The organism is Clavibacter zhangzhiyongii (genome assembly GCF_014775655.1).
Lineage (GTDB): Bacteria > Actinomycetota > Actinomycetes > Actinomycetales > Microbacteriaceae > Clavibacter > Clavibacter zhangzhiyongii.
The window spans coordinates 2,161,885-2,186,656 of the sequence record NZ_CP061274.1 but is presented as its reverse complement, the minus strand read 5'-3'; the positions used below and the strand labels follow the sequence as shown (position 1 = coordinate 2,186,656).

Below are 24,772 nucleotides of genomic sequence, written 5' to 3'. Positions count from 1 at the left end.
GCGGCGCCTCCGTTTCCTACGCTGGGGACATGACCGGATCCCCTCGCGCGCGCATCGCGGGCCGCCCGAGCCCCCGCGTCGCCCGCCGCCGGTCCGCCGCGCTCGCGGCCGTGGTCGCGACCGCGGTCGTCGCGGCCGGGCTCGTCACCGGGATGCTCCCGTCGCCCGTCGGCGGCGCGTCGGCCGACCCCGCGTCGTGCACGGTCGACGCGCTCACGGGCGGCTGGTCCACGGGCACGCTGCACCTCTCGGCGGCCGAGGTCGACGGCGGCGCGGGCGCGCCGTTGGTCGACGTGCGCGGCGACGTGCCCGCGGCGACCGCCAGCACCATGAAGGTCCTCACCGCGGCGGCCGCCGTCGAGGCGCTCGGTCCTGACCGGCGCATCGCCACGCGCGTCGTGCAGGGCGCGCGCGCCGACACGGTGATCCTCGTGGGCGGCGGCGACCCCACCCTCAGCCGCCTGCCGTCCGGCACCGACGGCGTCTACCCGGGCGCCCCGCACCTCGACGACCTCGCGCGGCAGGTGCTCGCGGCCCGCCGCCTCGATCCCGACCTCGCCGGCGTGCCGATCCGCCGCCTCCAGGTCGACAGCAGCCTCTTCGCCGGGCCCGCATGGCTGCCGGAGTGGCCGCTCGAGGCCAGGCGCGGCGGATCCATGTCGAACATCACGGCGCTCATGGTCGACGGCGACCGCGACGACCCGGCCGTCCCGTACTCGCGCCGCGGGGACGCCGCGGTGGCCCGCGCGGCCGAGGCGTTCGCGCCGCTCCTCGGCGACGGGGTGGCGGCCGACGGCGGTCTCGTGACCGCGCCGGGCGGATCCCCCGTGCTCGGCGCCGTCGAGTCCGCCCCCGTGCGCGAGCTCGTCGGCCACATGCTCACGCACTCCGACGACACGCTCGCCGAGACGCTCGCCCGGCTCGTCGCGGTCGAGACGGGCGCGGGCAGCGCGGCCGCGGACATCCAGCGCGGCACGCCGGCCGCCCTGGCGGACCTCGGCCTGCCGACCGACGGGATCGTCCTCGTCGACGGCTCGGGCCTCGCCGACGCGAACCGCGTGCCCGCCGCGCTCCTCACGCGCCTCATGGTGCGCGTCGCCGAGCACGCGGGCGACCTCGCCATCGTCGACGCGGGCCTCGCCGTCGCGGGCCGCACGGGCACGCTCGCGGAGGACGGCCGCTTCACGGGCGACGCCGCGGCCGCGGCCGGACGGATCCGTGGCAAGACGGGCACGCTCGAGCGGATGCACGGCCTCACCGGCATCGCCGCCGCGGAGGACGGCACCGAGGTCGCCTTCACCATCTGGGCGGACGACGTCGACCCGTCGGTCCCCGCGGAGTCCGCGCGCGCCGAGATCGACGCCCTCGCGACCGCGCTGCACCGCTGCGGCGGCGCGCTCGGCGGCTGAGCGGCGGGAGCGGCGCCAGCGCCGGGAGCGACAGGGCGCCTACGCCCCCGACCGCTCCACGAGCCGGTGGTCGTGCGCGTACACGACGAGCTGCACGCGGTCGCGGAGCGCGAGCTTCGCGAGGATGCTGCTCACGTGCGTCTTCACGGTCGACTCGCTCACGAACTCCAGCGTCGCGACCTCCGCGTTCGACAGCCCGCGCGCCACGTGGCCGAAGACGTCCTTCTCGCGTGCGCTCAGCGAGCGGAACTCGGGCGGCGCCGGGGGAGCGGGGGCCGCGGTCGCGTCCGAGGTGAACAGCTGCGTGAGCTCGTCCGGCGCGAGCACGGCGCTGCCCGCGTGCACCGCGCGGATCGCCGCCGCCAGGAACGCCGGCGTCGCGTCCTTGAGGAGGAAGCCGCTCGCGCCGCCGCGGATCGCGGTGGCCGAGGCCCGGTCGAGGGCGAACGTCGTCAGCACGATCACGCGCGGCGGATCCGCCCGGCTCCCGTCGAAGAGCGCGCGCACGGTCTCGAGGCCGTCCATCACGGGCATGCGCATGTCGAGCAGCACGACATCGGGCCGCACCTCGTCGATCACCGCGAGGCCCTGCCGCCCGTCGCCCGCCTCGCCGACGACCTCGAGGTCGGGCTGGGCGTCGAGGGCGACGCGCACGCCGCCGCGGAACAGCTCCTGGTCGTCGACGAGCACGATGCGGATCACGGGCGGCCTCCTGGCACGGCGACGGGATGGGCGCCCGGCAGCGGGATGCGCGCGCGGGCGGTGAAGAGGTCGTCGACGGGCTCGGCCTCGAGGTCGCCGCCGACGGCGGCCAGGCGGGCGCGCATGCCCTCGACGCCGGTGCCGACGCGGAGGGACTCGATGCCGAGCGGGCCGGTGCGGTCGGGGACGGCGCCGCGCCCGGCGATCGGGTTCTCGACCTCGAGCACGACGTCGGCCGCGCGCCAGGTCTCGCGGAGGCGGATCGGGCCGCCCGGCTCGCCGTGCCGCATGGCGTTGGTGGTCATCTCCTGGGCGACGCGGCGGATGACCACCTGCCGCGCCGGATCCACCGCCCGCCGCGCGCCGCGCACCTCGTGCGCGAGGTCGACGCCGGCGGCCCGCACCTGCGCGACGACCGCGTCGAGGTCCTCGGGCCCCTCGTCCGCGCCGACCGGGCTGGTGCCGCTCAGCACCTCGCGCACCTCGGCGAGCGAGCGGCGGGCGGTGTCGGCGATGGTGGCGGAGACGCCGCGGATCCGCTCCTCGTCGTCGAGGAACTGCACGGAGTCGGCCTGCGCGATGATCACCGCGAGGGAGTGCCCCACGATGTCGTGCACGTCGCGCGCCATGCTCGCCCGCAGCGTCTCCGCCTGGGCGAGGTCGACGGCCTTCACGGCCGTGTCCTCGGCCTGCACGCGCAGGCGCGACTCGGAGGTGCGGGCGCGCACCACGCGCACGACGAGGCCGGTCAGCCAGGCGAGGAGCAGCAGCAGGACGGGCGCCAGGACGAACACGACGGCGCTGAGCCCGCCGGACTGGATGAGGAGGGAGAAGCGCGCGCCCGTGTGCAGCAGGTAGACCGTGGCCATCGAGCCGCCCACGACCGCGGACGCCGCGCCGAGGACGGCGGTCGCACGGGACCCGCGACGGGCGGTCGAGTAGAGGACCAGCAGGAGCGCGAGGTCCGCGAAGCCGGGTCGTCCGCCCTGCTGCCACTGGAGCAGCGCCATGCTCCAGGCGAGGACGAGCGCGGCGCTCGGGTACACCGACCGGACGACGACCGCGGCGAGCGCGAGCACCGCCACGAGGAAGCCGGACTCCTGCACGTCCACCGGCGGCGCGAGGGCGAGGCCGGCGAGGACGATCCCGACGACCGCGTCGACGGAGACCTCGACGCCGTCGCGGTGCCGCGGGGCGCGAGCTCGCGTCGTCTCGGCGGTCCCGGTGTCCATCGGCCACAGCCTAGGCGCGGGCCTCCGGGCGGGGCGCCCCCCGCGGGTACCGGTCGCCGGTACCCGCGGGGGAGGTGGTCCCTACTTCTTCTTCGTCAGCGCGGACCCCTTGTGGGCCGCGGTCTTGCCGGACTTGTCGCTCTGCACGATGTACGCGGGCTCGTCCTCCGACGCGCGGAAGTGCTGCCCGTCGTGCTGGAAGTCCTTCGTCTTCTCCTCCACGACCTTCCCGTGCGTCTCGCCCTGGGGCGTGTTCCAGGTGACGTGGTCGCCCTTCTTCAATCCCGCCATCAGATCGTCGCCACCGATCCGGAGTCGACGCGGTAGTTGGATCCGTTCACGAACGAGGCGAGGTCGGAGCAGAGGAACGCGACGACGTTCGCGACCTCGGCCGGCTCGCCGCGGCGCTTGAGCTCCATGTACGGGCGCTCCTCGTCGAGGAAGGAGTCGATGGCCTCGTCCTTCGAGGTGCCCAGCTGGTCGGCGCGCTTCTCCATCATCGCGTCCGTCATGGGCGTGTGGATGAAGGCGGGCGACACCGCGTTCACGAGCAGGCCCTCCTTCGCGTAGCTGCGCGAGAGGCCCTTCGACAGCGCGAGGATCCCGGCCTTGGCGGCGCAGTAGGGGAGCTCGTCGTCGTACGGCTGCACGGCGTCCTCGGAGGCGAGGAACACGATCCGGCCCCAGCCGCCCTTCCGCAGCGACGGGAGGAACTGCTTCACGAGCCGCACGGGTCCCAGGAGGTCGACCTCGATGGTGTTCGTCCAGCCCGCGTCGTCGATCTCGTGGAAGAGGCCCTGCGCGCCGGTGATGCCCGCGGACTGCACGAGGATGTCGATGTCGCCGACCGCCTCCTGCACCTTCCCGTGCAGCTCGGCGAGCGCCTCGACGCTCGTCACGTCGGCGGCGAACGCGTGCACGCGGTCGCCCCCGTCGAGCCGGGCGGCGGCCGCGTCGAGCCTCCCCTGGTCGAGGTCGCTGAGGACGACGGTCGCGCCCTCCGCGAGGAGGATGCGGGCCGTCTCCCACCCGATCCCCGAGTCGGCGCCCGTGACGAGCGCGGTCTTCCCTGTGATCCCGAGATCCATCCCGGTCTCCTTCCTGTGCCCCGTGCGGGGCGGTAGAGGCGTGAGCGTCGTCGTGCCCGGGGGACACGACGAGGGCCGCACCTGGTGGCGCGGCCCTCGTGTTCGTGCGGTGTCGCTACTCGGCGGCGGAGCCGACGCGGCGGTTCTCCGCGGAGACCATCCACGCGTACTGCTCGAGCGCGGTGATGAAGCCGTGGAGGAGGTCCGCGGTGGTCGGGTCCTCCTCGTCGACGTCGTCGTGGACCTCGCGCATGGTGTGCACGGCGGCCTCGAGGCGCTGGGTCACGAGGTCCACGGTCTCGGCCGTGTCCACCTCGCCCTGCGGGTACTCGGGGAGCGTCGTGTTCTCGGCGACGGTGTCGCTGCGGCCGTCGGGCGTGGCGTGCAGGGCGCGCATGCGCTCGGCCAGGTCGTCGCTGAACTCGCGCGCCGACTCGATGATCTCGTCGAGCTGGAGGTGCAGGTCGCGGAAGTTCTTGCCGACGACGTTCCAGTGCGCCTGCTTGCCCTGGATGTGGAGCTCGATGAGGTCGACGAGGACCTTCTGCATGTTCTCGTGCAGCTGCTCGGAGGCCTTGAAGCCGCGCTCGGCGTTCTGGCGCTTGGTGGGCTTGGAGCCCTCGGGCTGCGTGGCCTTCTCGGAGGTGCGGGTGGGGCGTTCGACGGTCGTGGTCATGTGCGACTCCTCGTTCCTTCGTTCTCGTGGGGTCGGGGGTCTCCCGATCCGTGCGGCGCGGCGTCCGGTGGGACGTGGCCGCGTGACCCGGGCGCGCGTTCGCGCGTCGTCCGGGCTGTCTCCGACGGTACGCCCGCCGCTTCCGTGTCGCACGAACGGTGAGTGCGCTCACAGTCGGCGTGCAGGAAGGGGCGCCGGCCCTTCGGTCCGCGGACGGCCGGGCGTCCGGGTGCTTGGCTGGTTCCATGAGCGCCATCACCTCCGACCTGCGCGTACTGCGCGACGTCCGCGCGATCCTCGTCGAGAGCCTCTGGTGGGATCCCGCCGGCGACGTGATGTGGAACGACATCACCGCGGGCACCCTCCACCGCAGCCCCTGGGCGGGCGCGACCGACGGATCCGACGACACCGTGCTCGAGCTGCCCCCGCCGCTCGCGTCCTTCCAGCCCGCCGACGACGGCGGGTTCGTCGCGGGGCTCGGCGACCGCATCGTGCTCGTCGACGCGGCGGGCCGGATCACCCGCGAGCTCGCCCGGGTGCAGCACGCCCACGACGGCATGCGCCTCAACGAGGGCAAGTGCGATCCGGAGGGCCGCTTCGTGATCGGCTCCATGGACGTCACCGAGGGCGAGCCGGACGCGGCCGTCTACTCCGTCGACGCGACCGGGAGCCTGCGCACGCTCCTCGGCGGCTTCGCGATCACCAACGGCTTCGAGTGGACCGACGGCGGCCGCACCATGGTCCTCACCGACACGTCCGAGAGGACCGTGTACCGCGCGCCCTACTCGGCCGACGGCGAGCTGGGGGAGCTGGAGCACTGGATCCACGGCGAGATGAGCGACGGCCTCACCCTCGACGCCGACGGCTACGCGTGGAACGGGATCTACGGCGCGGGCAAGGTCGTCCGCTGGGCGCCGGACGGCTCGAAGGACCTCGAGATCGAGGTGCCGGCCCCGAACGTCACGTCCGTCGCCTTCGCGGGGCCCGACCTCCGCACGCTCGTCATCGGCACCGCGCGGGAGAACATGACCGAGGAGCAGCTCGCGGAGCACCCGCTTTCCGGCGGCGTCTTCGCGATCGACACGGCCGTCTCCGGACGGCCTGTGAACGTCTTCCGCACGGCGGTCGACGGCGACGCACGCGCGTAGCGTCGAAGGGGCCGTCCGACCGGGCGGCACCACTCTCACGAGGAGGAACGCACATGACCGGAGAGAGCATCCAGGGCCGCACGGTGGCCTTCCTGCTGACGGACGGCTTCGAGCAGGTCGAGCTGACGGAGCCGTGGAAGGCCGTGCAGGAGGCGGGCGGGAAGCCCGTCCTCGTGTCCCCGAAGTCGGACACGGTGCAGGGCCTGGACCACATCGACAAGGCGGACACGTTCGACGTGGACGTGCAGGTGAAGGACGCGGACGCGGCCGACTACGACGCCCTCGTGCTGCCCGGCGGCGTCGTGAACGCGGACGACCTCCGCGTCGACGCCGACTCGGTCGCCTTCGCCAAGGCCTTCTTCACGGCGGGCAAGCCCGTCGCGTCCATCTGCCACGCGCCGTGGATCCTCATCGAGGCCGGCGTGGTCGACGGCCGCCGCATGACCTCGTACCCGACCCTGCAGACGGACCTCCGCAACGCCGGCGCCGACTGGGTCGACGAGGAGGTCGTGGTCGACAGCGGCTTCGTCACGAGCCGCAACCCCGGCGACCTGCCCGCGTTCAACGCGAAGCTGATCGAGGAGATCGCCGAGGGCGAGCACGACGAGCAGCACGCCTGACCCGTCCGGCCCGACCGCGCGGACGGCGGCGCACCTAGGGTGAGGGCGTGACCACGCCCTCACCCGACGCGCGCTTCCGCCAGACCACGCCCGCCCCGCGCGCGATCCGCCTCGGCGGGCTCGCGATCGCGGTGGCGGGCCTCGTCGTGCTGGTCGTCACCGGGGGCGGCGTGATCGGCGTGGTCGTCGCGGCGCTGCTCGTGGTGGCGGGCGCGGTCGTCGGCTCGCTGCGGATCCGCATCACCCTCGACCCGGACGACGTCGAGGTGGCGCTCGTGCCGCTGAGGCGCGTCCGCGTGCCGTACTCCGCCATCGCCGACTGCACGGTCGTCGACCACCTCCGCCCGCGGACCGTCGGCGGCATCGGCGTGCGGTCCCTGCCGGGCGGGGGAGCGGCGATCCTGCTCGACGCCGGTCCCGCCGTCGCGATCGAGTCGGCCGACGGCACGCGCCACCTGGTCCGCAGCACGTTCCCGCGGGAGGCCGCCACCCGGATCCGCGACCGCGCCGCCGCCGCGCCCCTCGCCGCCGACCCGGAGGATCCGACCGCGGCCACCGCCTAGGCTCGTCGCGTGACCACCGCACCCCCCGCCGCACGCCGTCCCCGCACCTCCCGCCCCGTCGTCGTGGCGCTCGCGGTCGTCGTGGTCGTCGTCGGCTTCGTGCTCGACCAGCTCAGCAAGCGCTGGGCCGTGGACGCCCTCGGCGGGGGCCAGCCGATCGACCTCTTCCCCACCGTGCGGTTCGCGCTCGTCTACAACCCGGGCGTCTCCTTCGGCATGGGCGCCGAGGTGGGCCCGGTGCTCACCATCGGGATCATCGCGCTCGCGCTGGGCCTCGCCGTCTGGGTCGGCTGGCAGATCCGCCACCGCGCGTCGCTCCTCCAGGTGCTGCTGCTCTCCGCCGTGCTCGCGGGCGCGCTCGGCAACCTCTTCGACCGGATCACGCGCGCGGAGGACGGGCCGCTGTCGGGGCACGTGGTCGACTTCATCGCCGTCGAGTGGTTCGCGGTCTTCAACGTGGCCGACATCCTCACCGTGTGCGGCATGATCGCGTGGGCCCTCACCACCGTGTTCGGGCGCGACCACGCGACCGCCGACCCGGACGACGACGAGGCGGACGCGGCCGTCGCGGACCCCGCCGACGCCGGATCCGCGCCGACCGACCGCGCCTGACGCCCCGGCGTAGCGTGAGGGGATGACCACGATCCCCACACTGGAACTGTCCGACGGGAACCGCATCCCCGCCATCGGCCTCGGCACGTACGGGCTGGACGACGACGCGGGCGCCGAGCTCGTGTCCGGCGCGATCGGCGCCGGCTACCGCCTGCTCGACACGGCCCTCAACTACGGCAACGAGGCCGCGGTGGGCGAGGGCATGCGCCGCTCCGGCGTCCCGCGCGAGGAGCTCTTCCTCACCACCAAGCTGCCCGGCCGCCACCACGGCTACGACGAGACGCTCGCGTCCTTCGAGGAGTCGCGCGCGTCGCTCGGCGTCGACTTCGTGGACCTCTACCTCATCCACTGGCCCAACCCGAGCGTGGGGAAGTACGTCGACAGCTGGCGCGCGTTCATCGAGCTGAAGGAGCGCGGCCTCGTCCGCTCCATCGGCGTCTCGAACTTCACGCCAGCGCACCTGCAGCGCCTCGAGGACGAGACGGGCGTGCTGCCCGTCGTCAACCAGGTCGAGCTGCACCCGTCGTTCACGCAGGCCGACCTCCGCGCCGAGCACGCGCGCCGGGGGATCGTCACCGAGAGCTGGTCGCCGTTCGGCACGCGCGAGCAGCTGATGCAGGACCCGCACGTGGTGGGGGCCGCCGAGGCACATGGCGTGACGCCCGCGCAGGCCGTGCTGCGCTGGCACGTCCAGTCGGGCGCGCTGCCCATCCCGCGGTCGACGGATCCCGAGCGCCAGCGGCGGAACCTCGACGTCTTCGGCTTCGAGCTCTCCGAGGAGGAGGTGCGCGCCATCGGCTCCGGCCCGCAGTCGCGCCTCTGGGACGGCGACCCGGACACGCACGAGGAGATGTAGGCCACCCGCCCGCTCGCGGCCGTCGCGTCCCACCCGGGGCGCGGCGGCCGCGTCGCGTGCGCGGCGGCTAGGCGCCGAGGAGCGTCGGGATCCCGAGCAGCAGCGCCCCGCCCACGAGGCACGCGGCCGCGACGAGGACGAGCACGCCGACCCAGAGGACCGCGGGCAGGTGCGTCAGCCGCCCGAGCTGGTCGGCGTCGGACGCGCCGCCGCCGCGGCGGGACGGCGAGCGCTGCAGCTCGAGCGTCGCCCGGAGCGCGCCGAGCAGGAGGAACAGCGCGAGCGCGTGGGCGGCGACGCCCTGCACGACGAGGGGCGCCACGCCCGCGACCACGCCGATCACGACGCCCGCGACGAGGCACGACCACAGCCCGAACCAGTTGCGCACCTGGATCACCACGAGCGCCAGCAGCACGAGCCAGAGCCAGAGGACCGCGGCCGAGCGCCCCTGCCCCGCGAGCCAGGCGGCGGCGAGCCCGGCGAGCGCGGGCGCCGGGTAGCCCGCGAGCAGCGTCACGACCATGCCCGGCCCGCGCGGCCGGCCGACGCTCACGGTGAGGCCCGACGTGTCGGAGTGCAGCCGGATCCCCGCGAGCCGACGCCCGCTCAGCGTCGCCGCGAGCCCGTGGCCGGCCTCGTGCACGATCGTCACGGCGTGCCGGGTGATCCGCCAGGCCGCCGGGACGAGGACGAGCACCGCGGCCAGCGCGACGGCGACGAGCGCGGGTCCCGCCTCGAGCGGCGCCTCGACGGCGGTCGCGCGCGCGACGATGCCGCGCAGGATCTCGACGGGGTCCATGGGCTCCTCGGGGCGGCGTGCGGGGTCGGGCGGGCGAGCGCCCAGCCCACCACATCCGCCTGACGGACCGCCGCCCGGGCACCGACTACCGTTGTCGGGTGCCTGACACCCCCGTCGCCGACCTCGTCGCGTCCCTCCTGCTCACCGTCCCCGACTTCCCGCAGCCCGGGATCCTGTTCCGCGACCTCACGCCCGTGCTCGCCGACGGCGCCGCCCTCCGCGCCGTGGTCGACGACCTCGTGGGCGTCGGCGGATCCGTCGACGCGGTCGCGGGCGTCGAGGCGCGCGGCTTCCTGCTCGCCGCGGCCGCCGCGTACGCGTCCGGCGTCGGCACCCTCGCGGTGCGCAAGGCCGGCAAGCTCCCGGGCGAGGTGCTCCGCGAGGCCTACGACCTGGAGTACGGCGAGGCGGCCATCGAGCTGCACCCGGGGCAGCTCGCGCCCGGATCCCGCGTGCTCCTCCTCGACGACGTCCTCGCGACCGGCGGCACCCTCGAGGCGGCCGCCCGCCTGCTGGAGCGCGCCGGCTACGAGGTCGCGGGCATCGGCGTGGTGCTCGAGCTCGAGGGCCTCGGCGGCCGGGAGCGCCTCGCGGGCCGCGACGTGCACGCCATCCTCTCGCTCTGACCCGCGCCGCGACGGAGGGCCGGACGCGCGACGCGCCCGGCCCTCCGTCGTCCGGATCCGCTCAGCCCCGGAGCCGCCGGGTCGCGATCTCCGCGCCCTGCGCCAGGCTCTCCAGCTTCGCCCACGCGATCTGCGGGTGGATCCGCCCGCCGAGCCCGCAGTCCGTCGACGCGATCACGCGCTCCCGCCCCACGAGCCGCGCGTAGCGCGCGATCCGGTCGGCCACGAGCTCGGGGTGCTCGACGACGTTGGTCGCGTGCCCGACCACGCCCGGCACGATGAGCTTCCCGTCGGGCAGCTCCACGTCCTCCCACACGCGCCACTCGTGCTCGTGCCGCGCGTTCGCGCCCTCGAACGAGTACGCGCCCGCGTCGATCTCGAGCATCGTGCGCACAAGGTGCCGGAACTCGATGTCGGTCGTGTGCGGTCCGTGCCACGAGCCCCAGCACAGGTGGAAGCGGATCCGCTCCTGCGGCAGCCCCCGCAGAGCGTGGTTGAGCGCCTCGACGCGGATGCGCGTGAACGCCAGGTAGTCCTCCACGCTCGGCTCCGGGTTGATCTGGTCCCAGTTCTCCGCGATGGACGGGTCGTCGATCTGCAGCACGAGCCCCGCGTCGATGATCGCGACGTACTCCTCGCGCATCGCGTCGGCGCACGCCCAGATGAACTCCTCCTCGGTCGCGTAGTGCAGGTTGCCGATGCGCGAGGCGCTGCCGGGGGAGAGGGAGGTGAGGAAGCCCTCCTCGTAGCCGTTCGCCTCCAGCCCGGCCTTCAGGTGCGCGATGTCCGCCTGGATCGCGGCGTGCCCGGTGTAGGCGACGGGCCCGGTCGCGCTCGGGAACTCGATGGGGGCGTCGCCGACCGTGATGCCGCTCGACGGATCCCGGTAGGCGTCGGCGAAGATCGTCCAGTCGCGGCGGTCGGGGAAGGTGGTCAGCCGCACGTCCCCGGGCGCGCTGCGCACGGGCTCTGAGGAGAACGGGCCGCCGGGCACGAGCTCGAGGCCGCTCAGGCGCTGGAACGAGTACGACCACCAGGCGCCGTAGTCGATCGCGCTCGACATGGCCTTGCCGTACTCGCCGTCGCCCGGGACGGTGATGCCGGCGGCCCGCTGGCGGGCGACCAGGCCGTCCACCGCGTCGGCGAGGACGGCGTCGAGGCCGTCGTCGTCGACGCGGCCGGCCTCGGCGGATCCGGCGGCGCCGCCCGAGAGCGCCGCCTTCCGGGCGTCGGCGCGGGCCGCGTTGGCGGCGATGAGCGCGTCCGTGCGCGGCAGGCTGCCGGCGTGGGACGTCTGGATGCGATCGGTGCTGTCGAGCATGGGACCTCCGCGGGTCTCTCGTGCCGTCGGGCGGCCGGACGCGACCGCCCGCGGCGAGCGGGTGAGGATCGCAGGCGTGTCCCGGCCGCGGGGGCGGACGGGACGCGAGGCTTCGCGGATGCGCTGCACGCACAGGGTGCCACGGCGTCATCCCCGAGGAGGGGCGGACCGCAACAGGGCGTCACGGGAACGGCACCTCCGGCGGATCCGGCACCCAGGGGAATGCCCGGATGATGGACGGATGCTCCTCCGCCACCCCCTCCTCGGAACCGCGACGGCCCTGTACCTCGGGCTGGTCGCGTGGATCACCCTGTCGCCGGAGCCCTACGACCGCCGCATCGACGGCTTCCTCTTCCGCGCCCTGGGCGCGCTGCACCGGCACGACGGCACCGCGTGGATCACCTACTCCCTCGTCGAGGGCGCCGCGAACGTGGCCATGTTCGTGCCCGTCGGCATGTTCCTCGTGCTGCTGCTCGGCCGCTCCCGCTGGTGGCTCGCGATCGCGCTCGGCGTCGGGCTGTCCGCCCTCATCGAGCTCGCGCAGGCGTTCCTGCCGACGCGCGTCTCCGACGTGCGCGACCTGCTGCACAACGGGCTCGGCGCGCTCGTCGGCGTGGTGGTCGTGCTGATCCTCACGGCCAGGTCCGAGAACGCCCGCCGCCGCGCGCTCCGCCAGCGCCGGGAGCCCGCCGCGACCGAGCCGCGGCGCCTCGTCGGCACCTCCCGCTGAGCCCGTGAGGCGGGGGCCGCGCGCCCGTCCCCGCGCCCGTCCGCCGGCCCGCCCGCGGTCCGGGACGGCCTCCCCGGCTCGATAGGATTGACGCCGGATTCCAAGGGGTGTGCAGGTGGCCGGTACGGAGCTGGAGCGCGAGCGCGCGTACGTCACGCGCCTCTACGGACGACTCGACGCGGTGCGGGCCGAGACCCGCGATCAGCTGGTCGCGGTGCGCGACAGCCCCACGGGCGGCACGCACCAGAACCGCTCCGAGCGCGACGCGTTCGCCCGCATCTACGAGGACCGCCTGCAGGCGCTCCGCGAGGTCGACGAGCGCCTGGTGTTCGGCCGCCTCGAGTTCGAGGCGGGGCACCTCCCCGAGGACGAGCCGCGGGACGCCTCGGCGCGGACGGCGGGCGACGGGGATCCGGTCTACCGCTACATCGGCCGCATCGGCCTCCGCGACGACGACCTCCAGCCGCTCCTCCTCGACTGGCGCGTGCCGCAGGCGAGCGCCTTCTACCAGGCCACCGCCGCCACCCCGCTCGGCGCCCGCGCCCGGCGCCACCTCACGACGCGCGGCCGCGAGGTCGTGCACGTCGAGGACGAGGTCTTCGATCCCACGCTCCTCGACGAGGGCCGCACCAGCCTCCAGGGCGAGGGCGCGCTGCTCGCCGCGCTCGCCGCGGGCCGCACCGGCCGGATGAACGACATCGTCGCCACCATCCAGGCGGAGCAGGACCGCATCATCCGCTCCGACCTCCGCGGCGTGCTCGTCGTGCAGGGCGGCCCGGGCACGGGCAAGACCGCCGTCGCCCTCCACCGCGCCGCGTACCTCCTCTACTCGCACCGCGACCGCCTGGCGTCCTCGGGCGTGCTCGTGGTCGGGCCCAGCCGCTCGTTCCTCCAGTACATCGAGGCCGTGCTGCCGTCCCTCGGCGAGACGGGCGTCGTGCTCGCGAGCGTCGGCCAGCTCTTCCCGGGCATCGACGCCGCCGGGGAGGACGAGCCCGAGGTCGCCGCCGTCAAGGGCGGATCCGAGATGGCCGGCCTCCTGCAGCGCGCCGTCCGCTCGCGCCAGGTCGTCCCCACCGAGGCCGTCACCCTCGACGTGAACGGCGAGCGCATCGTGCTCGAGCCGTCGCTCGTCGCCGGCGCGCTCCGGCGCGCGCAGGACAGCAGGAAGCCGCACAACGAGGCCCGGGTGGTCTTCAACAAGGCGGCGCTCGGATCCCTCGCGCAGGTCCTCGCGTCGCAGATGCGCCGCAACGGCAGCGCCCTCGACGACAGCGACCTCGCCATGCTCCGCGAGGACCTCCGCACCTCCTACGACGTGAAGGTCGCGCTCAACACCGCCTGGCTCCCGCTCACGCCCGAGAAGCTGGTCCAGGACCTCTACGCGCGCCCGAACTGGCTCGCCTCGCTCACCCCGCGCTGGAGCCCGGAGAAGCGCGCGCTCCTCCGCCGCGACCGCGACGCGCCGTTCACCGTCGCCGACGTGCCGCTGCTCGACGAGGCCGCGGAGCTCCTCGGCGAGTTCAGCGCGCAGGCCGACGCGAGCGCCCGCGAGCGCGAGCAGCAGCGCCTCCGCGACATCGAGAACGCCGAGCAGGCCATCGAGAACATGGGCGTCGGCGGCATGGTCACGGCCGAGCGCCTCGCGGAGGGCTTCGCCGAGCAGGCCGCGCGCCGCACGACGGCCGAGCGCGCCGCCTCGGACCGCACCTGGACCTACGGCCACATCGTGGTCGACGAGGCGCAGGAGCTCAGCCCCATGCAGTGGCGCGTGCTCCTCCGCCGCTGCCCGCTGCGCTCGTTCACCATCGTGGGCGACGTCGCGCAGGCGAGCTCCGCGGTCGGCGTCACCAGCTGGCAGGACGCCCTCGGCCCGGTGCTCGGCCGCGAGTGGCGCCTCGAGGAGCTCACCGTCAACTACCGCACGCCCGCGCGGATCGCCGAGGCCGCCGAGCGCATGGCCATCGCGCACGGCCTCCCGGTCACCCGTTCGCGGGCCGTCCGCGAGGGCGAGCACCCCATCGACACGGTCGAGGTCGCGGCCGACGAGGTCGTGTCCGCCGTGGTCGACGTGGTCGACGAGGAGCGCGAGGGCGGCGACGCGGGCACGCTCGCGGTCATCGCGCGCGACGACCGCGTCGCGGAGCTGCACCGCGCGCTGGCGGAGCGGTTCGGATCCGCGGTCGGCATCGGCGTGGGCGGCCTCGGCCGGCCCATCGCGGTGCTCGGCTCGCAGGAGGCCAAGGGCCTCGAGTTCGACGTCGTCGTCATCGCGGAGCCCGACGAGATCCTCGCGAGCACGTCGCGCGGCGCCGCCGGCCTCTACGTCGCGATGACCCGTCCGACGCAGCGCCTGCACGTCGTCACCTCCACGGGCTTCTCGGCCTGATTCGGCCGGCCGCCCCCGCCGCGGCCACCTCGTGAACACTATGAAGACAAGTGGCACCCGGGCCCGCGCGCGCGGAGGATGGGCCGGTCATGACCCCTCCTCCCGCAGCCCCCGGCCCCTCGTCCGCCCCCGGCACCGGGACGGATCCGGCGCCCGGCGGAGCTGACCGGCTCGGGGCCGACCCCGCCCCCGACGGCGTCGCGACGGTCGCCGGCGACCCCGCGGACGCCGCCCGCCGCGTGCGTCGCGCGCGTCTGGTCCAGGTGGTCGTCATCGTCGCCGTCGCGGTCGGCATCGCGCTCGTCCCGCCGCCCGCCGGCGTCGACCCCCGCGGCATGCACATGGCCGGGATCTTCGTCGGCACGGTCCTCGCGCTCATCCTGCAGCCGCTGCCCACCGCGCCGGTCGCGCTCACGGGCCTCGCGGTCGCGATGCTCACGGGCACCATGACCACCGACGGCGAGGCGCTCGTCGGCTTCGCGAACCCCACCATCTGGCTCATCGTCGCGTCGTTCTTCATCGCGGACGGCTTCCTCGTCACGGGGCTCGGCCGCCGCATCGCGCTGGCGTTCGTGGCGCGGCTCGGCGGATCCAGCCTCGGCCTCGCGTACGGCATGGCGCTCACCGACCTCGTGCTCGCGCCCGCGACGCCGTCGAACACCGCGCGGGCCGGCGGGGTCGTCTACCCGATCGTCGCGTCGCTCAGCCGGGTGCAGGGGTCGACCCCGGAGTCCGACGCGTCGCGCCGCCGCCTCGGCTCGTACCTCGCGCTCACGAGCGTGCAGGTCAACACGGTCACGTCGGCCATGTTCGTCACCGCCATGGCCGGCAACCCGGTCGCGCAGAAGGCGGCCGCCGACCTCGGCATCGAGATCACCTGGGGTGGCTGGGCGCTCGCGGCGCTGGTGCCCGGGCTCCTCAGCCTGGTGGTGGTGCCGTGGGCGATGTCGCGCGTCTACCCGCCCACGCTCACCCGCACGCCGGAGGCGCCGGCCCACGCGCGCGAGGAGCTGCGCGGCCTGGGGCCGCTGTCCGGCCACGAGCGCATCATGGCGGCCACGTTCGTGCTGCTGCTCGTGCTCTGGTGCGGCGGATCCCTGCTCGGCATCCCCGCGACCGCCGCGGCCTTCGGGGGCATCGCCGTGCTGCTCGTGACGGGCGTCCTCAAGTGGTCGCACCTCGCGGCGAACGCATCGGCGTGGTCGACGCTCATCTTCTTCGCGGTGCTCGTCGGGATGGCCGACCAGCTCGACGCGCTCGGCGTCATCGACCTCGTGGGCGGCGCCGTCTCGGGATCCGTCGGCGGCCTGCCCTGGCCGTGGGCCTTCGCGGTGCTCGCGCTCGTGTACTTCTCCTCGCACTACCTGTTCGCGTCGAACACGGCCCACATCGTCGCGATGTACGCGGTCTTCCTCGGCGCCGCGGTCGCGACCGGCACGCCGCCGCTGTTCGCCGCGCTCGTGCTCGGCTTCGTCGGCAACCTGTTCGGCGGCATCTCGCACTACGCGTCGGGGCCGTCCGGCGTGGTCTTCGGATCCGGCTACGTCACGACGAGGGAGTGGTTCCGCGTCGGCTTCGTGATGGCCGTGATCCTCATCGTCATCTGGGGCGTCGTCGGCACGGCGTGGATGGGCGTCCTGGGCCTCCTGGCCTGAGCCGCGCGCGCCCGCCCGAGAGCAGGGAGATGGGCCGACCCGATGACGGGCCGGCCCGGCGGTCGTGGTCCCGGCGCCGAGACCCCTCTCCGTGCGCCGTCCGTGCGACCGCTCTCCCCATGACATCCGGACCCGTGGTGCATCGCGTCTCTGGTGGTCCGGAGCATTGCGATCTCTTCGGAGCGCCCGGGCGATCGGATGGGCCGCCGACATGACGGCCTCCTGGGCGCCGGAGCAGCGGCCGCGCCTCGCGCCTCAGCGCGCGGGCGCCGGCCAGGGCACCTCGTCGGACGACAGCAGCTGGAGGTCCCCGCAGTCGTCGAGCACACGCGCCATGGCGTCGCGCTCGTCCCGCGTCACGCTGAGCTCGGTGCGCACCTTGATCGACACCTGCCGGGCGACGAGCGCGCACGCGTCGGCGGGCTCCGCGGGCAACCACGCGTCGGCCGTCGCGTCCGACTTCGCCGAGTTCTCCGCGGCGGACGCGGCCACCAGCTCCAGCGGGTCGTTCGCGAACGCCGCCCGGTAGTCCGCGTCCCAGCGCCAGGCGCCCGACGACCACGCGTCCGACAGCGAGACCACGTGGTCGATCTGCACCGCCTCGGGATCCCGCGACCGGTCGAAGCGCACGCGCGCGCCCGAGTACGGGTCCTCCAGCACGCCCGACTGCACGACGCAGCCGTCCGTGCCGCCGCGGATCCCCACGTCGGCCAGGTCGCGCCGCAGCACGTCGTTGCGCGTGTCGCAGCCGTTGCGGTCCACGTCCTCGCGCCACGCGAAGGACTCCCGGTCGTAGCCGGGCACGCGCTCCTCGGCGCGCACCTCGAGCGAGTCGAGGGCGAGGCGCGCGGATCCGTCGGCCCCCGGCTCGGCGCCCGGCCCCGATCCGGGCGCGGGGCCGCCGCCGCCCACGGAGCCGGGATCCCCGCGCCACTGCACGAGCGCCGCCACGATCACGAGCACCAGCGCCGCGAGGGTCACGAGCGCGGGCGTCCGCCTCCGTCGCCGCCGCGTCACGGGGTGGGGTTCCGCGCGTCGTAGTGCTCGAAGGACGGCAGCGCGCGGATGAGGATCCACACCACCACCGCGATGAGCAGCCCGCCCACGAGCGACGGCACCCACAGCGCCGCGAACGCCGTGACGATGCCGATGTACGCGTCGCCGAGCCGCGGCCCGCCCGTCACGACCACGATGAAGATGCCCTGCAGCCGCCCGCGCATGTTGTCGGGCACGGCGGTCTGCAGCATGGTGTTCCGGAAGATCGAGGAGATGTTGTCGGCTGCGCCCGTGCAGGCGAGCAGCACCGAGGCGGCGACGATGCCGGGCACGCTCGCGTCCTCGATGCGGGAGCCGATCCCGTGCAGCACGCCCGGCTCCGAGGCGAGGAGCAGCACGAGCCCGAAGCCGGCCGTCGAGAGGCCGTACGCGACGATGGCGAGCCGGATCGCCCGCCCGTGCCGCGTGACCCGGCCCACCGATCCGCTCAGCACGCTGCTCACGAGGCTGCCGACGGCGCCGGCCGCCGTGAGGATCCCGACCGTCACCGGTCCGCCGCCGAGCACCACGGCGCCCACCGCGGGGAAGAGCACGCGGGGCTGCCCGAGCGTCATGGCGATGATGTCGACGATGAAGGACATCCGGATGTTCGGCGCCGTCCGGAGGAACCCGAGCCCGTACCTGATCGACGCGAGCCCCGGCCGCTGCACCTCGCCCTCGGGCGCGATCCGCGGCAGCGCGAGCACGCCGGTGAACGCCGCGAGGAAGAGCACGGCGTCGACCGTGTAGGTCCACTGGAACCCGACGGTCGCCACGAGCACGCCCGCGAGCGCCGGCCCCACCGTGACCATGACCCCGAGGCTGATCCCGCCGAGCGCGCTGGCCGCGGGCAGGAGGTGCGGCGGGAGGATGCGGGGGAGGATCGCCTGCCGGCTGGTCCCGATCACGGTCGCCGCGACCGCGTTGAGGATGCTCAGCGCGTAGAGCGACCACACCGTCTCCGCGTGCGTCCAGGCGAGCAGCGCCAGCGCGATGGTGGATCCCCACGCCGCGCACGACGCGATGAGCGCGACCTTCCGCCGGTCGAACGCGTCCGCGAGCATCCCGCCGTAGAGCCCCGCGAGGATCATCGGCACGAGTGACAGCACGCCCACGAGCGCGACGGCTCCGGTGGATCCCGTCAGCTCGTACACGTGCAGCCCGATCGCCACGATCGTCATCTGGCTGCCGATGCCCGCGATCGCGTTGCCCGCCCAGAGCCGGGCGAACGCCGGGCTCTCCCGCAGCGGTGACAGGTCCACGAAGTGGCTGCCGCGGACCTGCCGTTCGTCGGGGATGGGGATGGGGGAGGTCTCGGGCGGGGTGCTCACGTGTTCGCTGCGTCGTCTCTCTAGAGTGGATTTCCACGCTAGTCGAGATCACCGACGCCGCCCCCGCGCGAGGCGCCCTGCCGCCCGCCGGGACCGCCCTTCCCCTCTGGTATGCTCGTGCGGTTGCCGTCTGAACGGCCGCGGATCAAGAGAGCTCGCACATCCTGTGACGGGCGCCGCGCAACGAACACGAGAGGGGATCATCACATGGCTCTGGAAGCAGACGTCAAGAAGGCGATCATCGACGAGTACGCGACCCACCCCGGTGACACCGGATCCCCCGAGGTGCAGATCGCGCTCCTCACCAAGCGGATCACGGGCCTCACCGAGCACCTCAAGGAGCACAAGCACGACCACCACACGCGTCGTGGCCTGCTCCTCCTGGTCGGCCAGCGTCGTCGTCTCCTCGGCTACCTGTCCAACGTCGACATCGAGCGCTACCGCGCCCTGATCGCGCGCCTGGGCATCCGCCGCTGACACGCACCACCCGTCGCTGATCGCATCACGACGAACGCGCGAGCCGTCACCCTCCGGGGTGGCGGCTCGTCTCGCGTTAAGGAGGAGCTCGCCCGCCCGACACCCGGGGCGGCCCGTCCTCCGGGGCCCGCGAGGGGCCGGGTGCTACCATGGCGGCAGTGATCCAGCGGGCGCCCAGCGTCACGATGCGATCACGACAGATGGAGCTGGCCGGCAGGAGCTGGTCGTTGGTGGTGGTATTCCGAGTCGCTCGGAGCATTCCCACTGATGGCCAGACATGCGCCCGCCGCCGTCGGCCACCGGTCGGCGCGCGGAACCAGCCGCGCACGTGCACCCGGGATCCGCATCAGGCGGGATCCGACGTGTCGCCTCGCCCGCTCCTCCTCTGTCGCAGGAGGTCCGCATCCACACGGGATGCAGGACGAGCGCCCGACGGGCGTCGCCGAGAGGCGCAACACGAAGGAGAGAGACCTCAATGGAAGGTCCAGAGATCAAGTTCGCCGAGGCAGTCCTCGACAACGGCAAGTACGGAACGCGCACGGTCCGGTTCGAGGCCGGCCGCCTCGCGCAGCAGGCGCAGGGCGCGGTCGCCGCGTACCTCGACGAGGACACGATGCTGCTGTCCGCCACCTCGGTGGGCAAGCACCCGAAGGACAACTTCGACTTCTTCCCCCTGACCATCGACGTCGAGGAGCGCAGCTACGCCGCGGGCAAGATCCCCGGCTCGTTCTTCCGCCGCGAGGGCCGCCCCTCCACCGAGGCGATCCTCGTCTGCCGCCTCATCGACCGGCCGCTGCGCCCGTCGTTCATCACGGGCCTCCGCAACGAGGTCCAGGTCGTCATCACCGTCCTCAGCATCGCGCCGGACGAGTTCTACGACAGCCTCGCCATCAACGCGGCGAGCGCCTCGAGCATGCTCTCGGGCATCCCGTTCTCCGGCCCCATCGCGGGTGTGCGCCTCGCGCTCATCGGCGACCAGTGGGTCGTCTTCCCGAAGCACTCGCAGCTCAAGGAGGCCGTCTTCGACATCACCGTCGCCGGCCGCGTCGTCACCGACTCCGAGGGCAACGAGGACGTCGCGATCATGATGGTCGAGGCCGAGGCCACCGAGGGTGCCTGGGACCTCATCCAGGCCGGCGCCACGAAGCCCGACGAGGCCATCGTCGCGCAGGGCCTCGAGGCCGCGAAGCCGTTCATCCAGCAGCTCGTCGCCGCGCAGGCCTCGCTCGCGCAGCAGGCCGCGAAGCCCACGGTCGACTACCCCGTCTTCCTGCCGTACGCGCAGGAGACCTACGACGCCGTCTCCGCCCTCGCCCTCGACGAGCTCGGCACCGTGTACCAGGTCGCCGACAAGATCGAGCGCCAGGACGCCGACGACGCGCTCAAGACCCGCACCAAGGAGGCCGTGGCCGCGAAGGTCGAGGCCGGCGAGCTGCCGCAGTCGGCGCTCACCGAGTTCTCCGCGGCGTACAAGTCCGTCACGAAGACCGTCGTCCGCGGCCGGATCCTCCGCGACGGCATCCGCATGGACGGGCGCGGCCTCGCCGACATCCGCCCGCTCGACGCCGAGGTGCAGGTCATCCCGCGCGTCCACGGCTCGGCCATCTTCCAGCGCGGCGAGACCCAGATCCTGGGCGTCACCACGCTGAACATGCTCAAGATGGAGCAGCAGATCGACTCGCTGTCGCCCATCACGAAGAAGCGCTACCTGCACCACTACAACTTCCCGCCCTACTCCACCGGTGAGACCGGTCGCGTCGGGTCGCCGAAGCGCCGCGAGATCGGGCACGGCTTCCTCGCCGAGCGCGCCCTCGTCCCCGTCCTGCCGAGCCGCGAGGACTTCCCCTACGCGATCCGCCAGGTGTCCGAGGCCCTCGGGTCCAACGGCTCCACGTCGATGGGCTCCGTCTGCGCCTCGACCCTGTCGCTGCTGAACGCGGGTGTGCCGCTGCGCGCGCCCGTCGCCGGCATCGCCATGGGCCTCGTCTCCGACACCGTCGACGGCCAGGTCCGCTACGCGGCCCTCACCGACATCCTCGGTGCGGAGGACGCGCTCGGCGACATGGACTTCAAGGTCGCCGGCACGTCGGAATTCGTCACGGCCATCCAGCTGGACACGAAGCTCGACGGCATCCCCACGTCGGTCCTCGACGGTGCGCTCAAGCAGGCGAAGGAGGCCCGCACGGCCATCCTCGGCGTGCTGAACCAGGCCATCGACGCCCCCGACGAGATGGCCCCGACCGCGCCCCGCGTGATCTCGGTGAACATCCCCGTCGACAAGATCGGCGAGCTGATCGGCCCGAAGGGCAAGACGATCAACGCCATCCAGGACGAGACTGGCGCCGACATCTCCATCGAGGAGGACGGCACCGTCTACATCGGCGCCGTCGACGGCCCGTCGGCGGAGGCCGCGCGTGCGCAGGTCAACGCCATCGCGAACCCGACGAACCCCGAGGTCGGTGAGTCCTTCCTCGGCACCGTCGTCAAGATCGCGACGTTCGGCGCGTTCGTCTCGCTGCTCCCCGGCAAGGACGGCCTGCTGCACATCAGCGAGGTCCGCAAGCTCGCCGGCGGCAAGCGCGTCGAGAACGTCGAGGACGTGCTCGGCGTCGGCCAGAAGATCCTGGTGGAGATCACTAAGATCGACGACCGCGGCAAGCTGTCCCTCGCTCCCGTGATGGAGGAGGCCGCCGATCAGGAGGGCTCCGCCGCCGCGAGCGACGGCCCCGAGGGCCCCGCGGAGGGCTAGTCCCTCACGCACCCCGCACGAACCGGATGCCCGTCCCACCTCGGTGGGGCGGGCATCCGTCGTCTGCGGGCGCGCATGGTGCGCGCCTCGTGCCGCGTCCGGCCCGTCGTGGCCGGGCTACCTGCCGTCGTCCGGGTCCCCGGGGTACGGCACGTCCTGCGGCGGCGGCGCGGACAGGGACGGCGACGGGGTCGTGTTGTCGGTGGGGCTGGGCGCGGGCGCCGGATCCGGCACCGGCGCGGTCGACGGCGCCGGCGCCGGCGCGGTGGTCCCGGCGGGCGGGGCGCTCGGCGCGCTCGTGGTCGGCGCCGGCGCGACGTCCCCGCCCTGCCGCGAGAGCGCGACGGCGACGATCACGACGGCGGCGACCGCGAGGGCCGCCGCCGCCAGGGCGAGGATCAGCGCGATGCGCGCACGGCGGGCCGGGGCGTCGTCGCCCGATCCCGCCCTCCGGCGGTCGTCGCCCGGCCCGACCACGTCGTCCTCCTCGCCCGGTCGCTCAGTCCGCGACGGTGATGGCGGTGCCGACGAGCTGGGCGCGCCCGACGACGTGGGGCAGCATCAGGAAGCCGAGGACCGCGGGCGTCGCGCCCTCCGGCACCTCGACCGACTCGACGTCGAGCGCGGTCACGGTGAAGAAGTAGCGGTGGGTGCCGTGGCCCGCGGGCGGCGTCGCCCCGGCGAAGCGCTGCTCGCGAGACTCGTTGTGCATGGTCACGGCGCCCTCCGGCAGGAGCCCGGCCGCGGGATCGCCCGCGCCCTCGGGCAGCGAGGTCGTGGAGGCCGGGATGTCCCGCACGGCCCAGTGCCAGTAGCCGCTGCCGGTGGGGGCGTCGGGGTCGTACGCGGTGAGCACGTAGCTGCGCGTGGATGCCGGCGCACCCGTCCAGGCGAGGGCGGGGGAGCGGTCGGCGCCGCCCTGCCCCGCGCCGCGCGCCGAGAGGGGCAGCGGCGCCCCGTCGGCGAAGTCGGGGCTCGTGAGGTGGAAGGGGGCGGCGTCGGGCAGGCGGTGCAGCGGATCGTTGGGCACGGGGATTCCTCTCGGTGGTGCTGTCGCCCCAGCCTCGCACGATGCCCCCGACGCCGGCCGGGAGCGTCCTCTCCACGAGCGGCTGCCGCGGGACCGGCCCCCGAAGAGGGGCTGGGTCGGAGCGGGTCCGTCTCGCTAGCGTGGTCGTTGCGGGCAGGTCCGACGGATCGCCCGCCTCCGGGGGACGCATCGGGGGATGCAGACCGCCGAGGGGTGCCGGGGTCGGGGGATCCACGGCACCCCTTCCGGCGGGGAACGGTGCCGGAGGTCGAGGCCTCGCCCTCCCGCCATGCGCGCGTGCTGCGTCCGTCCGTCCGGCTGTCCTGCGGACGAACGACCACGCCGCACAATCCTTGGTACCCAAACCTTTCGCGTGCTGGCGGGTACGCTGATCCACGTGACGTCGTCCCCTCCCACCACCTCGGATGCCGCGCCCGGCGCGCAGCCGCGGCGCCGGCGCGGGGGATCCCTCGGCGGTCACCGCACGCGCCGCCCGGAGCCCGCGGTCGAGCCCGCCACGCTCCTGGAGGGCACCGTCCAGGCGGCCGGCTCGCTCGTCCTCGAGGCGGCCGCGGGGATCGCCCCCGGCCTCCGCAGCGGCGGCAGCATCCCGCATCCGGCGCGCCGTCGCGCCATCGCGGACACCGACCTGCAGGTATTCCCCCTCGCCCTCGGCGGCAACGTCTTCGGCTGGACCGCCGGCGCCGAGGACACCTCCGCGATCCTCGACCGGTACCAGGAGGCGGGCGGCAACTTCATCGACACCGCGGACTCCTACGCCAGCGGCCGCAGCGAGCACATGATCGGCACGTGGATGCGGGAGCGCCGCAACCGCGACTCCATGGTCGTCGCGACCAAGATCGGCAAGAGCGAGGACTTCCCGGGACTCGGCGGATCCCGCATCGAGCGCGCCGTCGACGCGAGCCTGTCCCGCCTCGGCACCGACCACGTCGACCTCCTCTACTTCCACTGGGACGACCTCGACGTGCCGCTCGAGGAGAGCCTCGCCGCGGCCGGGCGCCTCATCGCGTCGGGCAAGGTCCGGTACCTGGCGGCGTCGAACTACGCCGCCGAGCGGCTGCTGCACGCGCGGATCATGGGCGGCCTCTACGACGCGCCCCGCTTCGTCGCCCTGCAGACCCACTACAACCTCGTGAACCGCGCGCCCTACGAGTCGGCCTACCTCGACGTCGTGCGCGGCCAGCAGCTCGCGGTGCTGCCCTACTTCGCGCTGGCGAACGGGTTCCTCACGGGCAAGTACCGCACGCGCGACTCGGTCCGCGAAGGCGCCCGGGGGCAGCGGGCCGCCAAGTACCTCAACAGGCGCGGCCTCCGCGTGCTCACCGCCCTCGACGACATCGCCGATCACCACTCGGTGAGCGTCGGCACGATCGCGCTGGCGTGGCTCCTCGCGAAGCCCGGCGTCGTCGCGCCCGTCGCGAGCGCGAGCCGACCGGACCAGGTGCACGACCTGGTGCAGGCGGCGCACGTCCAGCTCTCGCGTCACGACGTCGCCCGGCTCGACCGCGCGTCCGAGTAGTCCTCCCCAGGTCGGCGCGCGGATCGTCCCGCCCGCGATGTGGAGGGACGTGATCCGGCTCCCGCCTCCCCGGCTAGCTTTCCTGCACCCGCGATCCCGGCGCTGATGCGCCGCCGTCCGCGTGGGTTCCGTACGGCCCGGGGGAGACGACCTTGCACGAGCGACCGCGTGAACTGCCGCTGCG

The 24,772-nt window shown here is 74.1% G+C and carries 24 protein-coding genes; 13 read left to right on the top strand and 11 right to left on the bottom strand.

What is annotated here, in order from left to right:
- The first annotated feature begins 29 nt into the window (after positions 1 to 29).
- The gene (locus H9X71_RS10380; RefSeq protein ID WP_191147021.1) at positions 30 to 1,409 is read left to right on the top strand and encodes a D-alanyl-D-alanine carboxypeptidase/D-alanyl-D-alanine-endopeptidase; all 1,380 of its coding nucleotides are present in this window, start codon (positions 30 to 32) and stop codon (positions 1,407 to 1,409) included.
- Positions 1,410 to 1,448: 39 nt separating this feature from the next.
- Here the strand turns inward: H9X71_RS10380 and H9X71_RS10375 are convergent, their stop codons facing one another.
- The 5 genes from H9X71_RS10375 to H9X71_RS10355 all read right to left on the bottom strand — a co-directional run bounded on the left by H9X71_RS10375 (position 1,449) and on the right by H9X71_RS10355 (position 5,107).
- Positions 1,449 to 2,111, bottom strand: a complete 663-nt coding sequence (locus H9X71_RS10375; RefSeq protein ID WP_191147020.1) for a response regulator — start codon at positions 2,109 to 2,111, stop codon at positions 1,449 to 1,451.
- On the bottom strand, positions 2,108 to 3,343 hold the full coding sequence (locus H9X71_RS10370) for a sensor histidine kinase (RefSeq protein WP_191147019.1): 1,236 nt from the start codon (positions 3,341 to 3,343) through the stop codon (positions 2,108 to 2,110). The genes H9X71_RS10375 and H9X71_RS10370 overlap by 4 nt, the downstream gene beginning before the upstream one ends.
- Positions 3,344 to 3,424: 81 nt before the next feature.
- A complete protein-coding gene (locus H9X71_RS10365; RefSeq protein ID WP_191147018.1) occupies positions 3,425 to 3,634 on the bottom strand; it encodes a hypervirulence associated TUDOR domain-containing protein in 210 nt (69 codons plus the stop codon).
- Positions 3,634 to 4,431: an SDR family NAD(P)-dependent oxidoreductase gene (locus H9X71_RS10360; RefSeq protein ID WP_191147017.1), complete on the bottom strand. Its 798-nt coding sequence runs from the start codon at positions 4,429 to 4,431 to the stop codon at positions 3,634 to 3,636. The genes H9X71_RS10365 and H9X71_RS10360 overlap by 1 nt, the downstream gene beginning before the upstream one ends.
- Positions 4,432 to 4,546: 115 nt before the next feature.
- Entirely contained in the window at positions 4,547 to 5,107 is a 561-nt protein-coding gene (locus H9X71_RS10355; protein WP_191147016.1) for a Dps family protein, read from the bottom strand.
- Between the two features lie 245 nt (positions 5,108 to 5,352).
- Between H9X71_RS10355 and H9X71_RS10350 the strand changes: the two genes are divergently transcribed.
- From H9X71_RS10350 to H9X71_RS10330, 5 genes are read left to right on the top strand one after another with little or no spacing between them, the layout of a single operon-like run.
- The gene (locus H9X71_RS10350) at positions 5,353 to 6,255 is read left to right on the top strand and encodes an SMP-30/gluconolactonase/LRE family protein (RefSeq protein ID WP_191147015.1); all 903 of its coding nucleotides are present in this window, start codon (positions 5,353 to 5,355) and stop codon (positions 6,253 to 6,255) included.
- A 53-nt stretch (positions 6,256 to 6,308) separates the two neighbouring features.
- Positions 6,309 to 6,875, top strand: a complete 567-nt coding sequence (locus tag H9X71_RS10345) for a type 1 glutamine amidotransferase domain-containing protein (RefSeq protein WP_191147014.1) — start codon at positions 6,309 to 6,311, stop codon at positions 6,873 to 6,875.
- A gap of 47 nt (positions 6,876 to 6,922) precedes the next feature.
- Positions 6,923 to 7,438, top strand: coding sequence for a hypothetical protein (locus tag H9X71_RS10340; protein WP_191147013.1), 516 nt, complete (start codon positions 6,923 to 6,925; stop codon positions 7,436 to 7,438).
- Between the two features lie 9 nt (positions 7,439 to 7,447).
- Complete coding sequence (locus H9X71_RS10335; RefSeq protein ID WP_191147012.1) at positions 7,448 to 8,050, top strand: signal peptidase II; 603 nt, start codon at positions 7,448 to 7,450, stop codon at positions 8,048 to 8,050.
- A gap of 22 nt (positions 8,051 to 8,072) precedes the next feature.
- On the top strand, positions 8,073 to 8,906 hold the full coding sequence (locus tag H9X71_RS10330) for an aldo/keto reductase (RefSeq protein WP_191147011.1): 834 nt from the start codon (positions 8,073 to 8,075) through the stop codon (positions 8,904 to 8,906).
- A gap of 67 nt (positions 8,907 to 8,973) precedes the next feature.
- On the opposite strand, the gene H9X71_RS10325 is transcribed toward H9X71_RS10330, so the two are convergent.
- Complete coding sequence (locus H9X71_RS10325) at positions 8,974 to 9,705, bottom strand: M50 family metallopeptidase (protein ID WP_191147010.1); 732 nt, start codon at positions 9,703 to 9,705, stop codon at positions 8,974 to 8,976.
- A 98-nt stretch (positions 9,706 to 9,803) separates the two neighbouring features.
- On the opposite strand from H9X71_RS10325, the gene H9X71_RS10320 reads away from it, so the two are divergent.
- A complete protein-coding gene (locus H9X71_RS10320; RefSeq protein WP_191147009.1) occupies positions 9,804 to 10,331 on the top strand; it encodes an adenine phosphoribosyltransferase in 528 nt (175 codons plus the stop codon).
- 61 nt (positions 10,332 to 10,392) lie between these two features.
- On the opposite strand, the gene H9X71_RS10315 is transcribed toward H9X71_RS10320, so the two are convergent.
- Positions 10,393 to 11,652 (bottom strand): cobalamin-independent methionine synthase II family protein, encoded by a 1,260-nt coding sequence (locus tag H9X71_RS10315; RefSeq protein WP_191147008.1) that lies wholly within the window; start codon positions 11,650 to 11,652, stop codon positions 10,393 to 10,395.
- 241 nt (positions 11,653 to 11,893) lie between these two features.
- Here H9X71_RS10315 and H9X71_RS10310 point away from each other — a divergent pair, with 241 nt between their 5' ends.
- The 3 genes from H9X71_RS10310 to H9X71_RS10300 all read left to right on the top strand — a co-directional run bounded on the left by H9X71_RS10310 (position 11,894) and on the right by H9X71_RS10300 (position 16,426).
- On the top strand, positions 11,894 to 12,382 hold the full coding sequence (locus H9X71_RS10310) for a VanZ family protein (protein ID WP_191147007.1): 489 nt from the start codon (positions 11,894 to 11,896) through the stop codon (positions 12,380 to 12,382).
- A 115-nt stretch (positions 12,383 to 12,497) separates the two neighbouring features.
- Positions 12,498 to 14,771, top strand: coding sequence for a HelD family protein (locus H9X71_RS10305; protein WP_191147006.1), 2,274 nt, complete (start codon positions 12,498 to 12,500; stop codon positions 14,769 to 14,771).
- A gap of 89 nt (positions 14,772 to 14,860) precedes the next feature.
- Entirely contained in the window at positions 14,861 to 16,426 is a 1,566-nt protein-coding gene (locus tag H9X71_RS10300) for a DASS family sodium-coupled anion symporter (RefSeq protein ID WP_191147005.1), read from the top strand.
- Between the two features lie 255 nt (positions 16,427 to 16,681).
- Here H9X71_RS10300 and H9X71_RS10295 read toward each other — a convergent pair whose 3' ends face one another.
- Positions 16,682 to 17,407, bottom strand: a complete 726-nt coding sequence (locus H9X71_RS10295; protein ID WP_244961565.1) for an HNH endonuclease family protein — start codon at positions 17,405 to 17,407, stop codon at positions 16,682 to 16,684.
- A gap of 32 nt (positions 17,408 to 17,439) precedes the next feature.
- On the bottom strand, positions 17,440 to 18,792 hold the full coding sequence (locus H9X71_RS10290; protein ID WP_191147003.1) for an MFS transporter: 1,353 nt from the start codon (positions 18,790 to 18,792) through the stop codon (positions 17,440 to 17,442).
- Between the two features lie 207 nt (positions 18,793 to 18,999).
- Here H9X71_RS10290 and rpsO point away from each other — a divergent pair, with 207 nt between their 5' ends.
- Positions 19,000 to 19,269 carry a 30S ribosomal protein S15 gene (gene rpsO / locus H9X71_RS10285; RefSeq protein WP_012038735.1) on the top strand — a complete coding sequence of 90 codons (270 nt, stop codon included), beginning with the start codon at positions 19,000 to 19,002 and terminating at the stop codon, positions 19,267 to 19,269.
- A 475-nt stretch (positions 19,270 to 19,744) separates the two neighbouring features.
- Entirely contained in the window at positions 19,745 to 22,018 is a 2,274-nt protein-coding gene (locus tag H9X71_RS10280; protein WP_191147002.1) for a polyribonucleotide nucleotidyltransferase, read from the top strand.
- Between the two features lie 117 nt (positions 22,019 to 22,135).
- Here the strand turns inward: H9X71_RS10280 and H9X71_RS10275 are convergent, their stop codons facing one another.
- Both H9X71_RS10275 and H9X71_RS10270 read right to left on the bottom strand, forming a co-directional pair.
- Entirely contained in the window at positions 22,136 to 22,495 is a 360-nt protein-coding gene (locus tag H9X71_RS10275; RefSeq protein WP_191147001.1) for a hypothetical protein, read from the bottom strand.
- A 22-nt stretch (positions 22,496 to 22,517) separates the two neighbouring features.
- Positions 22,518 to 23,048: a YbhB/YbcL family Raf kinase inhibitor-like protein gene (locus H9X71_RS10270; protein ID WP_191147000.1), complete on the bottom strand. Its 531-nt coding sequence runs from the start codon at positions 23,046 to 23,048 to the stop codon at positions 22,518 to 22,520.
- Positions 23,049 to 23,445: 397 nt separating this feature from the next.
- Between H9X71_RS10270 and H9X71_RS10265 the strand changes: the two genes are divergently transcribed.
- Positions 23,446 to 24,588 carry an aldo/keto reductase gene (locus tag H9X71_RS10265; RefSeq protein WP_191146999.1) on the top strand — a complete coding sequence of 381 codons (1,143 nt, stop codon included), beginning with the start codon at positions 23,446 to 23,448 and terminating at the stop codon, positions 24,586 to 24,588.
- Positions 24,589 to 24,772: the final 184 nt, after the last annotated feature.